The organism is Burkholderia sp. Nafp2/4-1b (assembly GCF_003635165.1).
Classification (GTDB): domain Bacteria; phylum Pseudomonadota; class Gammaproteobacteria; order Burkholderiales; family Burkholderiaceae; genus Burkholderia.
Window position 1 is genome coordinate 333841 of record NZ_ML058601.1, and the last position, 12569, is coordinate 346409.

The 12569-nt window shown below is 69.4% G+C and carries 11 protein-coding genes; 4 read left to right on the top strand and 7 right to left on the bottom strand.

Going from position 1 to position 12569, the window contains the following annotated elements:
- Positions 1–24: 24 nt before the first annotated feature.
- The 4 genes from C7H84_RS11010 to C7H84_RS11025 all read right to left on the bottom strand — a co-directional run bounded on the left by C7H84_RS11010 (position 25) and on the right by C7H84_RS11025 (position 5974).
- Entirely contained in the window at positions 25–2259 is a 2235-nt protein-coding gene (locus C7H84_RS11010; protein ID WP_121858836.1) for a TonB-dependent siderophore receptor, read from the bottom strand.
- A 621-nt stretch (positions 2260–2880) separates the two neighbouring features.
- Entirely contained in the window at positions 2881–3084 is a 204-nt protein-coding gene (locus tag C7H84_RS11015; protein ID WP_006750787.1) for a DUF2970 domain-containing protein, read from the bottom strand.
- Positions 3085–3227: 143 nt separating this feature from the next.
- Entirely contained in the window at positions 3228–5303 is a 2076-nt protein-coding gene (locus C7H84_RS11020; protein ID WP_121858837.1) for a pyridoxamine 5'-phosphate oxidase family protein, read from the bottom strand.
- Between the two features lie 26 nt (positions 5304–5329).
- Complete coding sequence (locus C7H84_RS11025) at positions 5330–5974, bottom strand: glutathione S-transferase (protein WP_121858838.1); 645 nt, start codon at positions 5972–5974, stop codon at positions 5330–5332.
- A gap of 127 nt (positions 5975–6101) precedes the next feature.
- Between C7H84_RS11025 and C7H84_RS11030 the strand changes: the two genes are divergently transcribed.
- Positions 6102–7082, top strand: a complete 981-nt coding sequence (locus C7H84_RS11030) for a LysR family transcriptional regulator (protein ID WP_121858839.1) — start codon at positions 6102–6104, stop codon at positions 7080–7082.
- 92 nt (positions 7083–7174) lie between these two features.
- Here C7H84_RS11030 and C7H84_RS11035 read toward each other — a convergent pair whose 3' ends face one another.
- Entirely contained in the window at positions 7175–7831 is a 657-nt protein-coding gene (locus tag C7H84_RS11035; RefSeq protein WP_121858840.1) for a TetR/AcrR family transcriptional regulator, read from the bottom strand.
- 87 nt (positions 7832–7918) lie between these two features.
- Between C7H84_RS11035 and C7H84_RS11040 the strand changes: the two genes are divergently transcribed.
- From C7H84_RS11040 to C7H84_RS11050, 3 genes are read left to right on the top strand one after another with little or no spacing between them, the layout of a single operon-like run.
- Positions 7919–8821 carry an SDR family NAD(P)-dependent oxidoreductase gene (locus tag C7H84_RS11040; RefSeq protein ID WP_121858841.1) on the top strand — a complete coding sequence of 301 codons (903 nt, stop codon included), beginning with the start codon at positions 7919–7921 and terminating at the stop codon, positions 8819–8821.
- On the top strand, positions 8818–10389 hold the full coding sequence (locus C7H84_RS11045; protein ID WP_121858842.1) for an NAD(P)/FAD-dependent oxidoreductase: 1572 nt from the start codon (positions 8818–8820) through the stop codon (positions 10387–10389). Before C7H84_RS11040 ends, C7H84_RS11045 begins: the two co-directional genes overlap by 4 nt.
- 16 nt (positions 10390–10405) lie before the next feature.
- Positions 10406–11392, top strand: a complete 987-nt coding sequence (locus C7H84_RS11050) for an alpha/beta fold hydrolase (RefSeq protein ID WP_121858843.1) — start codon at positions 10406–10408, stop codon at positions 11390–11392.
- Between the two features lie 42 nt (positions 11393–11434).
- On the opposite strand, the gene C7H84_RS11055 is transcribed toward C7H84_RS11050, so the two are convergent.
- On the bottom strand, positions 11435–11833 hold the full coding sequence (locus tag C7H84_RS11055; RefSeq protein ID WP_121858844.1) for a carboxymuconolactone decarboxylase family protein: 399 nt from the start codon (positions 11831–11833) through the stop codon (positions 11435–11437).
- 393 nt (positions 11834–12226) lie between these two features.
- Positions 12227–12569: hypothetical protein (locus C7H84_RS37560; protein ID WP_205611418.1), on the bottom strand; the 343-nt coding region annotated here is incomplete at its 5' end.

Below are 12569 nucleotides of genomic sequence, written 5' to 3' on the forward strand. Positions count from 1 at the left end.
CGTCACGCGGCCGGATCCGGACGATCAGAAATCATAGGTCAACGACACGCGCGCGGTGCGCGGCGCGCCCGGGAACAGGTACGCGTCGCCCTGCTGCTCGCCCGCGTCGCGCCAGTAGAACTTGTTGAACAGGTTGTCCACCGACACGCGCAGCACCGTGCGATGGCCGCTGATCTTCGTCGTATAGCGCGCGCCGAGATTGAACACGAACCACGACGGCACGCGCGCGGTGCCCTCTTCGTTCGCGTTGCGGCCCGCGCTGTACTCGACGCCGCCCAGCAGGTTCAGGCCCGCGACGCCCGGCAGCGCGTAATCCGCGTACAGCGACGCGCGCAGCGCCGGCACGTTGACGATCTGGTGTCCTTCGTACGCCGGCGAACCCGAATCGTACGCGCGCGCACGAATCGCCGCGACGCTGGCCGTCAGCGACAGCCGCTCGGTGAGCCGCCCGGCCGCGCCGAGTTCGATCCCCTGGTGGCGCTGGGTGCCGCGCTGCACGAACGTGTAGCTCGTGCCGGCCGCATCGGGGTCGGCGAACTGGAACGGCTTGCTGATCGAGAATACGGCGGCCGTCAGGCTCAGCCGGTCGAGCCAGTCGTATTTCGCGCCGAGCTCGACCTGGTGCGATTCGACCGGCGGCAGGAACGCATACGCGTTGGTCGCGCGCACCGGCGCCTGATCGCCGAGCGACAGCGCCTTGCTGTACGACGCGTACAGCGACAGCACGTTCACCGGCTTGTAGACGAGCGCGACCTGCGGCAGGAACACCGAGCGGTCGGTGTGCGTCGCGTCGCCGTCGAGGCTGTCCCAGCTGCGCTGGCGCAGCAGCACTTCCTTGCCGCCCGCGAGCACCTGCCAGTGGTCGCCGATGCTGATGCGATCGAGCCCGAACACGCCGTACTGCCAGGAATCGAGCTGCGGATACGACGGGCCGGCCGTGTTCGGCGACGGCGCGAACGCGACGTCGGGCCCGTAGATGTTCTCGCTGCCGACGTAGTCGTACACGGCGCTCGCCATGTGCACGACGCGGCGCTGCACGCTCACGCCGAGCGTCAGCTCGTGACGCAGCGGGCCGGTCGCGAACTTGCCGGTCGTGACGGCACGCAAATCGTCGTTGCGGCGATATTCGCCGGGGCTGCGGAAGTCGTACACGTCGTAGTCGCCGTTCGCGCCGAAGAAGAACGGCGAGGTCGCGCCGGCCGCGCAGCTTGCCGCGTAAGAGCAGCCGTACGCGAACGCGCTGTTGTCGTCGATCATCGTGCGGCTGCGGCCCGCGGCGATGTACGCCTTCCAGTCGTCGTTGAACTGGTAGTCAAAGCGCGCGTTCAGGTTCAGCGCGTCGGTCGTCACCGGCTTCGCCCACGGCTGCGTGCCGAGCGCCTTCGACGTCGTGTTGACGGACGGCACGACCGTGCCGCCGAGCAACTGGTAGCCCGGCGCGGACCGCTGGATCCACTGCTGGAATTCCGCGTTGAGCTGCAGGCTCGCGCGCGGGCTGATGTCCCAGTCGGCGGCGATCGAGCCGAACGTACGTCGCCCGTTCGTGCCGTCGATATACGAGTGCAGGTTCTCCTTCGCGGCATTGATCCGGAAGCCGAACTGGTTGTCGGGGCCGAAGCGGCGGCCGACATCGACGGCCGCCGACGTCGAGCCGCGGCTGTCGACGCCGGTGGTCACGCTCGCGACGTTCGCCGAGCGCTTCGTCACGAAGTTGATCACGCCGCCCGGCGCGACCACGCCGCTGTCGATGCCGGCGAGCCCCTTCAGGATCTCGACGCGCTCCTTGTTCTCGAGCGGCACGTTCTGCTCGCCCGACACTGTCAGCCCGTCGATCCGGATCGCGCTCGCGAGATCGACCGGGAAACCGCGAATCGCGAAGCCTTCGTAATAGCCGACCGGCGCGTAGTCGTTGACGACCGACGCGTCGTTGCGCACCACGTCGCTCAGGCGTTTCGCCTGCTGATCGTCGAGCTGCGCGCGCGTGACGACGTTGACAGACGCCGGCGTGTCGCGCAGCGGCGCGTCGTCGAGCCCCGCGACCGATGCTTCGCGCGCACGGAATGCATTGTCGCGCGCGCCGCTGACCGTGATCGTCGGCAGCGCCACGCTGCCCGCCGCATCGGCGTCCGAAGCAGCCGGCGTGTCGCCCTGTGCCGCGGCGGCCTGCGCCGCGAACAGCGTGATGCCGACACCGACGCCAAGGCCGAGCTTCGCGCGCCGCCGCCGTGCGGGCGCTGTTGTTGTTCTATTCACCGTCATTGTTCTGGATGGAAAACTCGCCACTCTCGACCCTGTCGAGACACTCGAAATACCTGACTCACGTTTGCAGCTGCGAAGCGCGACCTCGCGCATGATCCGGCGACGCCCCGACGAACCGCCGGGCGCCCATGTCGACACGACAGTCATCAGACGAATCTGACGATCCGGCCGCATGCGTGCCGGGCGATCGGGAAAGCGCAGGATGGGACGTCGGATGCCGGTGATGCGCCGGGCGCCGACGCAGCCGCCGATCCGTTGGATCGGGTGCGGCTCGGTTGGCCGGCGGCGTCGCGCGGTCTTGTCATGCGGGGGGCGCTTCGAACGCGCGGGTGCGGGCGCCGGGCATCTGCGTGCGCCGTTCGTTGGAACGGCGGCGTGCCCGTCGCGCGCGACATCGCGGCGTGGCGCGCATTTTACCCCGGGCGGGGATGATGGCCGGCAATTGGGGGGAAACGGCGATGTCGGGATAACGGGAACGACAGGTGCGGTTTCGATGACACCGCGACGATGATCGTCAGGTCGCGGTTGAAACCTGTGTCATCGGCGACGGCGCGACGATGCGCGATCCGCCGACGCAAAGCGGAAGCGGGGTAGCGCCCCGCTCGCTAGCCATCCATCAACTCAGAACCCCTGCATCGTTACGGTCGGATCGACGACCAGATGGACGACGCCGTAGATCACCGCGCCGACCAGCACCGCGAGCACGATCGCGACGAACGGCAGCAGCGTGAAGTTGACGTTCGCGAGATCGGACGCGTGCGCCTTGCTGTTGCGTACGCCGAAGAAACTCCACAGAACCAGGCGGATCATGCTGAACAGTTTCATGATGTTGCTCCTTTTCTCTATCGGTTGACGCTATCGTCGATCCGACAGCCCTCCGGAAAAAGAAGCAGTTGCGTGCGCTTTTTGCGCAGCACGCGTGATGCGGCCGCATGTCGCAGGGTTGCCGCACGCACGTCGCACCCGCGTCAGCGGTCGAGCGCGAGCGGCTCCGCGGCCCCTTCGGCGGGCCGCGCGACGCACAGCAGCGCGCAGCCGGGTTCGACCGCCGCATCGGGCGATTGCACGTAGTCGACCGCGCCGGACAGCACGCGGGTCGCACACGTGCCGCACGACCCTGACCGGCATTCGGACGGCACCGCGATGCCGTGGCTTTCGGCGAACTCGAGCAGCGTACCGTCGGCGGGCTTCCACGCGGCGTCGCGCGCCGAGCGGCGAAACACGACCGGCATACTCGCCACCGGTGGCGCCTCCGCCGCACGGGTCGCGCTGCGGACGACGCTCGACGGCCCGAATGCCTCGAAGCGGATACGTTCGTCCGGCACGTTCAGCGCGCGCAATCCGTCGTACAAATCGCGCATGAATGCGGACGGCCCGCACAGGTAGAAGTCGTAGTCGTCGAACGGCAGGATGCGCTTCAGTTGCGCGATGTCGATGCGGCCCGGTCGCGCCGCGCCGTCGCGCTGCGGCTGACTGTCGAACCAGTGCAGCGACACGCGGGCGTCGGCATCCGCGATGCGCGTCAATTCCGTCGCGAACGGCCGGTCGGCCGTATCGCGGGCGCCATGCACGAACACGACGCGGCGCGACGGCGCATCATCGGCCAGCGCGCGGCGCAGCATCGCGATCATCGGCGTGATGCCGATGCCGGCCGACACCAGCACGGCCGGGCGCGGACTGTCGACATCGAACGTGAAGCGGCCGCGCGGCGTCTGCGCATCGAGCGTCATGCCGGCTCGCGCATGGTCGTGCAGCCATGCCGACACGCGTCCTTCGCGCTTCACGGTGATCCGGTAATGCGACGCGCCGGGCGCATCGGACAGCGTGTAGCTGCGGATCGTCGGCGTGTCGCCGTCCGGCAGCGCGACGCGCAGCGTCAGGTGCTGGCCGGCTTCGTAGGGCGGCAACGCGTCGCCGTCCGCTGCTTCGAAATGAAACGAGCGGATCGCGCGCGCTTCGTCGACGATGTGCGCGATGCGCAGCGGGCGCCAGTTGGTGGGCGATGTCGATGCCGATGCAGAAACAAACGCCGCCGCCCCACCCGCGCTCGCCGCGCCCGCCCCGCCCGCCATCCCCGCAAACTGCGGCGCCCGTTCGACCGCCGACCACCGGAACGGCAGCACACCGCGCGTGCGCCGCACTTCGCGCACGTGAAACCGCACGACCCGCTGCGCGCCGTCGAACGACGCGACGAGCGGCCCGTCCCACACGATCTCCGCCTCCGCGGCGACATACAGCAGATCGCCGCTGTCGAAATCGACGAACAGCAGCCCCGCGCGCGGATCGTGCTGCAGGTTGCCGAGCGTGTTGAAGAAGCGGTTGCCGCTGAAATCCGGCGTCGTCAACGTCTGCGCATCGTCGACGCGCACGAAGCCCGGCATGCCGCCGCGATGCGACACGTCCGCGCCGCGCGCGGCCCCCGCACCGGCCGACGTGTTCGCGCTCGCGACGAAGAACGTATCGGCCTGCGCGAGCAGCACGCGGTCCGCGTCGGTCAAGCTGTCCGACACGTCGGACGCGACGTGCTCCGCCAACACCCCGCCTTCACGCGACACGAACGTCGGCTTGCGCCCCTGGATGTACTTCGCGCAATTGCCGAAGCTCTGCTCGACCGCGATCGTCAGCGCGCCACCATCGACCGCGCGCACGACGCCGTTCACGCGATTGCGCCGGCGCGTGTCGAACTCGATCCCGAGGCCGCCGAGCGGCACGCCCGCCTGCCACGCGCCGGCCAGCGGATCGCCGGGCAACGCGTCGCCGTCGATGCGCAGCGTGCGCGCATCCGGCGCCGTCACGAAGCCCGGCATCCCGACCCGCAGCGTCGCCCACGGCTGGCCGCCCGCATCGACGCCGCCGAGCACGAAGAACGGCAGCTGCGCGAAAAACGTCCGGTGCTGGTCCGGCATGAAGCGCCGGATCCCGCGCCGGCCGGCCGCGCCCGCGGCCTCCGTCACGCCCGCGCGCTGCTGCACGGCGAGTTCGCCCGCATGAAACGGCGCAACGTCGAGTTCCCAGCCCGGTACGGCGGCGGTCGGCGCGGTCATCGCGTTCTCCCGGTTACGGTGCGCCGTCAGGCGGCAAGCAGGCCGGCGCGGGTCGACGGCATCGCGACGAAGCCCGGCAGCGCCTCGACGCGCGCGAGCCAAGCACGCACGTGCGGGTACGGTTCGAGCGACACGCCGCCTTCCGGCGCGTGCGCGATGTACGTGTACGCGGCGATGTCGGCGATGGTCGGCTGCGCGCCCGCGGCGAACGGCTTGCCGGCGAGTTCGCCGTCGATCGCGGCGAGCACCTTCGCGGCCGTGCGCTTGGCCGCATCGTGATCGAGCGGCGCGCTGAACACGGTGACGAGCCGCGCGGCGGCCGGCCCCGATGCGATCGGCCCGGCCGCGTACGACAGCCAGCGCTGCACGGTCGCCGCGCCGACCGCGTCGTCGGGCAGCCAGTGCGCATCGCCGTAGCGCTTCGCGAGATAGACGAGGATAGCGTTCGAATCGGCGAGCACGGTGCCGTCGTCGTCGATGACCGGCACCTGGCCGAGCGGATTGAGCGCGAGGAACGCAGGTTCGCGCTGCGCGCCGGCCGCGAGGTCGACGTCGACGATGTCGAACGGCAGCCCGAGCAGCGACAGGAACAACCGGACGCGATGCGCGTGCCCGGACAGCGGGAACGAATAGACACGAACCGGACGGGCAGGCTTGCGGGCGGCGGGCATGGAATGGCTCCTGGATCTTGCGCCGCCGGGAATCGGCGACGAACAGCCCCCAGCGTAGCGCTCGCCGTTCACCTCCAGAAGGCGGATAATCGCTGAAACATTATCCGCTCTCATAGGACAATCGACGATGGCCGATCTGCGCGACGTGAACCTGAACCGGCTGGCGATCTTCGTCGCCGTGGTCGATGCCGGCTCGCTGACGGCCGCGGCCGAACGGCTCGGCCTCGCGAAGACGGTCGTCAGCACGCACATGCAGCGGCTCGAATCGGAGGTCGGCGCGAACCTGCTGGTGCGTACGACGCGGCGGCTGAGCGTGACCGATGCGGGGCGCGCGTTCTACGACGCGTGCCGCGACATCATGCGCGCGACCGAAAGCGCGCTCGACGCGGTGTCGTCCGACGCAGGGCCGCTGCGCGGCACGCTGCGCGTGAGCGTGCCGATCGACTATGGCGCGCTGGTCGTCGCGCCGGCGATCGTCGCGCTGCGCGACGCGCATCCGCAGCTCGACGTCGAGCTGATCGCGAACGACCGCATCGTCGATCTCGTGGCCGACAATCTCGACGTCGCGATCCGCATCGGCCGCCTCGCCGATTCGAACTATCGCGCGGTGCAACTCGGCGAATACGAGAAGTGGCTGGTCGCGAGCCCCGCGTTCGTCGCGCGGCACGGGCTGCCGCGCGATCCGGACGCGCTCGCCGCGCTGCCGTTCGTGATGCTGTCGACGCTGTCGCGCCCGCACACGCTCGAACTGCTCCATGCAAGTGGTGATCAGGCGTCGGTGCGCTGCATCGCGCCGGTCGTGTCGAACACCGCGACGGCGTGCCGCGCGATCGCGCTAGCCGGCGGCGGCTTCGGGTTGTTGACGGATTTCTCGATCGCGGACGACATCGCGGCCGGCCGGCTCGTGCGGCTGCTGCCCGCGTGGCGCTCGGCGCGGGCGGGGATTCACGCGGTGTATCCGTCGACGCGGCTGCCGTCGCCGAAGGTGCGTGCGTTCATCGATGCGATGAAGGCGAGAATCGGAGAAACACGGGCCGCGCCGCCCGCGCGTGCGGCACGGTCAACGCGGTCGATGCGAATGGCGCGACCGAAAGGCACCGGCGATTGACCGGCCAACCGCACATCGGAACACACACTTACGATCGGCCGTGTGCCTGCATGGCCTTCCTGCATGCGCGGCCCATGCGCGAGCCGGCTCGCCTAGCCCGCTTCCCGCAACGTCCCCATCAGCACCTTCCTGCAACTCGCGACCATCTGCGCCTCCGGATCGCGATACCCGGTGAGCAGCCACGCCGCGCCGACATTCGTCATCGCGCCGACGAGCGCGAGCCCGACGAGCCGCTGCTCGGTGCGCTCGGCCGGCGTGACGGCCTCGCGCGGCGCGCCGATCGCCATGATCAGCTTGCCGAAGTCGATCAGCATCCGCTGGTACGTCATGTCGGTATCCGCGCTCACGCCCATCACTTCGAGCAGCAGCACGCGCGCCGCACACGGGTCGCGCAGGAAGCCGAAGAACGCGGCGAGCCCCGCGTCGACGCTCGCGCGCAGGTCGCCGCCGCGCTCGGCCACCGCGCGCGCAACCGCGTCGTGCAGTTGTTGCGCGTGATGCAGGTAAGTGCTGCGCAGCAACGCCTCGGTGCTGTCGAACGCCGCATAGAAATAGCGGTCGTTGAGCTTCGCTTCCTGGCAGATCGACCGCACGGTCGCCTTGCGGAAGCCGACCGTGCCGAACACGCGCGTCGCCGCGCGGATCAATGCATCGCGCCGCTCCGCCGCCCGCACTTCGGGCGCGACACCGCCGTATGCGCGGCCCCGTTTTTCCGTTTCGAGTGCTTTCTCCATTTCGCTATTTGACATCAGGACACCCGAAAACTAAAGTGGTGACGAACAACACCACAATAGGCGCGCCGCCGACGCAGCGCAAGCGGAACGGGAGGAACGACGATGAAGGGGTTTTCCGGCAAGGTCGCCGCGATCACCGGCGCCGGTTCGGGCATGGGTCGCAGCCTTGCTATCGAGCTTGCACGGCGCGGCTGCGAGGTCGCGCTCGCCGACGTCAACGATGTCGGGCTCGCCGGCACCGCGGCCGCGTGCGCGAAACACGGCGTGCGGACCAGCACGCGGCGGCTCGACGTCGCCGACCGTGACGCGGTGTTCGCATGGGCCGAGTTCGTGCGCGCCGAACACGGCAAGGTCAACTTGGTCTTCAACAACGCGGGCGTGTCGCTGGCCGCGAGCGCCGAGACCGCGCGCCTCGCCGATCTCGAATGGATCGTCGGCATCAACTTCTGGGGCGTCGTGCACGGCACGCAGGCGTTCCTGCCGCATCTGCGCGCGTCCGGCGACGGGCACGTGATCAACACGTCGAGCCTGTTCGGGCTCATCGCGATGCCCACGCAGAGCGCGTACAACGCGACCAAGTTCGCGGTGCGCGGCTTCACCGAGGCGCTGCGGATGGAGCTCGAACTGGACGGCGCGCCGGTCAGCGCGACCTGCGTGCATCCGGGCGGTGTCGCGACCAACATCGTCGACGCGAGCCGCGTCGACACCAGCATCCACGCGCTCACCGGTCAGGACGAAGCGACCCACCGGCGTCAGGCGAACCGCCTGATCAACGCGACCACGGCCGACGATGCCGCGCGGCAGATTCTCGCCGGTGTCGAGCGCAATGCGCGCCGCGTGCTGGTCGGCGCCGACGCGCGTCGCCTCGACAAGATCGCGCGCCTGCTCGGCGCCGGCTATCAGCGGCTGGTGCTGCGCCACGTGCGCCGCGCCCGCGCCCGCAACGTCGAGCGCTCGCACGCTCCGGCCGCTCTTCCGACCACACCCACCAAGGATGCCGCATGACCTCGACGACGACCGACCGGCGCGACGCGCCGTCCGCCTCCGGCGACCGCGCAGACAACCGCGACCTCGACGTGCTGATCGTCGGTGCCGGCCTGTCCGGCATCGGCGCCGCGTACCACCTGAAAAGGCGCTGCCCGTTCGCGAGCGTGGCGATCGTCGAGGCGCGCGATGCGATCGGCGGCACCTGGGACCTGTTCCGCTACCCGGGTGTTCGTTCGGATTCCGACATGTTCACGCTCGGCTACAGCTTCCGCCCGTGGCACAGCGACAAGGCGATCTCGGACGGCCAGACGATCCTCGACTACATCCGCGACACCGCGCGCGCGTACGGCATCGACAGGACGATCCGCTACGGCCAGAAAGTCGTCGCGGCCGACTGGGATTCGAACCGCGCGCGCTGGACGGTGCGCATCGAGCGCACGCGCAACGGCGCGGTCGACACGCTCGTCTACACGTGCCGCTTCCTCTTCATGTGCAGCGGCTATTACGACTACGACGGCGGCTACCTGCCCGACTGGGCCGGCATGGAATCGTTCGAAGGCCGGATCGTGCATCCGCAGCAATGGCCGAAGGACCTGTCGTACGCGAACCGGCGCGTCGTCGTGATCGGCAGCGGCGCGACGGCCGTCACGCTCGTGCCGTCGATGGCGGCCGACGCGAAACACGTGACGATGCTGCAGCGCTCGCCGACGTACATCGTGTCGCTGCCCGCGCGCGACAAGATCGCGAATGCGCTGCGCCGCGTGCTGCCGTCGCGGCTCGCGCACCGGCTCGTGCGCGTGAAGAACGTACTGCTGACGATGTACCTGTACAACGTGTCGCGCCGCAAGCCCGAGCGCACGAAGCGGTTCATCATCCGCGCGGCCGGCAAGCAGCTCGGCCCCGACTTCGATGTCGCGAAGCATCTGACGCCGCGCTACATGCCGTGGGACCAGCGCGTATGCCTCGTGCCGAACGGCGACCTGTTCAAGTCGATTCGCGCGGGCCGCGCGTCGATCGTCACCGACGAGATCGAACGCTTCACGCCGACCGGCCTGAAGCTGAAGAGCGGCCAGCAGCTCGACGCGGACGTGATCGTCACCGCGACCGGCCTGAAGGTGAAGCTGCTCGGCGGCGCGCGCGTCACGGTGGACGGCCGCGCGGTCGATTTGCCGCAGACCGTGTCCTATAAAGGAATGATGTACAGCGACGTGCCGAACCTCGCGTCGTCGTTCGGCTACACGAACGCGTCGTGGACGCTGAAGGCCGAGCTGATCGCGCGCTACGTGTGCCGGCTGCTCAACCACATGCGCGCGCACGGCTACGATACCTGCGTGCCGCGGCTGGGCGCCGGCGACCTCGGCGACGTGCCGGCAGTGAACCTGAGCTCCGGCTACATCCAGCGCGCAGCCGGCATCCTGCCGAAGCAGGGGCACCGCAAACCGTGGAAGTTCCACCAGAACTACGTGCGCGATCTCGCGTCGCTGAAGTTCAGCGGTCTTGCCGATTCGGCGATGCAGTTCGAACGCCGCGCGAAAACCGGCCCGGCCGCCGCACCGGTGGCCGAACCCGTACTCGAAACCCGCTGAACCCCGTGAGGCCGACATGAGCCATACGCTACATCTGATCCAGAACGTGCTGCTCGGCGGCGTCGCGGTGCTCGCCGCGCTCGCGCTGTTTTCCGCCTATATCGCGAGCCGCGTGACGCGTGCGTTTCCGCCCGAAGGCCGCTTCGTCGACATCGGCGGCGATCGCATCCACTACGTCGAGTACGGCAGCGGCCCGCCGCTCGTGTTCGTGCACGGGCTTGCCGGGCAGTGGCGCAATTTCGCGTACCTGCCGCTCACGCGGCTCGCGCAGCACCATCGCGTGATCTTGGTCGACCGTCCCGGCGCCGGCCGCTCGCTGCGCGGCGCCAGCTCGCAGGCGAACGTGTTCGCGCAGGCCCGCACGATCGCCGCGTTCATCGACGCGCTGAAGCTCGACCGGCCCGTGCTGGTCGGCCATTCGCTCGGCGGCGCGATCGCGCTCGCGGTCGGCCTCAATCATCCGGAGCGCGTGAGCCGGCTCGCGCTGATCGCGCCGCTGTCGCACGAGCAGGCCGAGCCGCCGGCGCCGTTCAAGCCGCTGATGCTGCCGTCGCCGCTGGTGCGCCGCTTCGTGTCGTGGACCTTCGCGATCCCGCTGACGATCCTGACCGGCCGCAAGGCCGTGGCCCAGGTATTCGCGCCGGAAGCCGTGCCGCGCGACTTCCCGGTGAAGGGCGGCGGGCTGCTCGGGCTGCGTCCGCACGTGTTCTACGCGACGGCGACGGACCTGCTGTCGGCGCCCGTCGACCTGCCCGCGATGGTGCGCCGCTATGCGGAGCTCACGCTGCCGGTCGACGTGCTGTACGGCCGCGCCGACCCGATCCTGAACTGGCGCGCGCACGGCGAGGCGCTGGCGAACAAGTCGGCGCGCGTGCGACTGACCGTCGTCGAAGGCGGACACATGCTGCCGGTCACGATTCCGGACGCGACGGCCGACTGGTTGCTCGACGTCGCCGCGGCGCCGGCCGATGCGCCGGCGCCGGGTGCGCACGTCGAGCACTGAGCTCATCGGGAAGGCGGCCGGGACGCGCTGCGTCGCGCGCCGTCAGGCCTCGTCATCGGGCAGCGACAGCCCGAGCTCCGAGATCACCTCCCGGGCGCTGCGAAATGCCTCGACCGCAGCCGGCGCGCCCGCGTACACGGCGCTGTGCAACAGCACTTCCCGAATCTCGACGACGCTCGCGCCGTTGTTCAACGCGCCGCGCACGTGCCCTTTCAGCTCCGTGCCGCGGCCGAGCGCCGCGAGCATCGCGCACGTGCAGAGGCTGCGCGTCTTCAGGTCGATGCCGCCGCGCTGCCAGGTGCTGCCCCACGCGTGCTCGTTCAGCCAGTTCTGCAGCGGCCGCGAAAAACCGTCGAGGTCGCGCATTGCGCGCTCGACGAACGCCTCGCCCATGACTTCGGCGCGGCGCGCCTTGCCCTGTTCCCTGTCCTGTTCGCTCATGTCGGTTCCTCTTTGAAGGTTGATCGAAGTCGTGACCGCTTCGGCGCAGCCCCGGCGGCCGGTTGAGGTTCGCGTCATGTTCGCGGCGCGCGGGCATTTCGTCAAAGATGCGGCGTTCGGGTCGCAGCCGCCCGCGGCGGGTCGGGTCGTTCCGGGTCGAACGCTACGTAACATCCGGCCGCGCGTTACGGCGACTTACGGGAACATCCGGACAAACGCCTCCCCTCCACCTGCTGCGCCCGTCGCGCAAAAGCCCCATTCCTCCGTTTAAATCGCACCGATATTCCTGATTTCCGCAACAAAGCGCGGGCACGGCTCGCGAAATAAGCCATGGCGCGGAATTTGCAGTGATGGCCTCGGACATAACTCCAATTTCGAGGGCACCATGCATCACTACTTCAAAAAAACGACGGTATCGCTGGCCGTCCTGTCGCTCGTCACGCTGTATGGATGCGGTTCGGTTGACGGCCCGGTCACGCCGTCCGTCAAGCCGAGCACGTCGGGGACTTCCGGTACGTCGGGCACCTCCGGTGGGTCGGGGAACGTCTCGACGTCCGGCGGCGGTAGTTCGGGGACGTCGGGTGGCGGTTCGTCGGGGACTTCGGGCGGCGGCTCGTCGGGGACCTCCGGTACCTCCGGTACCTCCGGCACCTCCGGTACGTCGGGCACCTCCGGCACGTCGGGTACTTCCGGTACGTCGGGCACTTCCGGTACGTCGGGCACTTCCGGTACCTCG

Coding starts and splice junctions, on each gene's coding strand:
- C7H84_RS11045 (WP_121858842.1), top strand. CDS start 8,818: ATGACCTCGACGACGACCGACCGGCGCGACGCGCCGTCCGCCTCCGGC.
- C7H84_RS11030 (WP_121858839.1), top strand. CDS start 6,102: ATGGCCGATCTGCGCGACGTGAACCTGAACCGGCTGGCGATCTTCGTC.
- C7H84_RS11015 (WP_006750787.1), bottom strand. CDS start 3,084: ATGAAACTGTTCAGCATGATCCGCCTGGTTCTGTGGAGTTTCTTCGGC.
- C7H84_RS11035 (WP_121858840.1), bottom strand. CDS start 7,831: ATGTCAAATAGCGAAATGGAGAAAGCACTCGAAACGGAAAAACGGGGC.
- C7H84_RS11025 (WP_121858838.1), bottom strand. CDS start 5,974: ATGCCCGCCGCCCGCAAGCCTGCCCGTCCGGTTCGTGTCTATTCGTTC.
- C7H84_RS11020 (WP_121858837.1), bottom strand. CDS start 5,303: ATGACCGCGCCGACCGCCGCCGTACCGGGCTGGGAACTCGACGTTGCG.
- C7H84_RS11055 (WP_121858844.1), bottom strand. CDS start 11,833: ATGAGCGAACAGGACAGGGAACAGGGCAAGGCGCGCCGCGCCGAAGTC.
- C7H84_RS11010 (WP_121858836.1), bottom strand. CDS start 2,259: ATGACGGTGAATAGAACAACAACAGCGCCCGCACGGCGGCGGCGCGCG.
- C7H84_RS11040 (WP_121858841.1), top strand. CDS start 7,919: ATGAAGGGGTTTTCCGGCAAGGTCGCCGCGATCACCGGCGCCGGTTCG.
- C7H84_RS11050 (WP_121858843.1), top strand. CDS start 10,406: ATGAGCCATACGCTACATCTGATCCAGAACGTGCTGCTCGGCGGCGTC.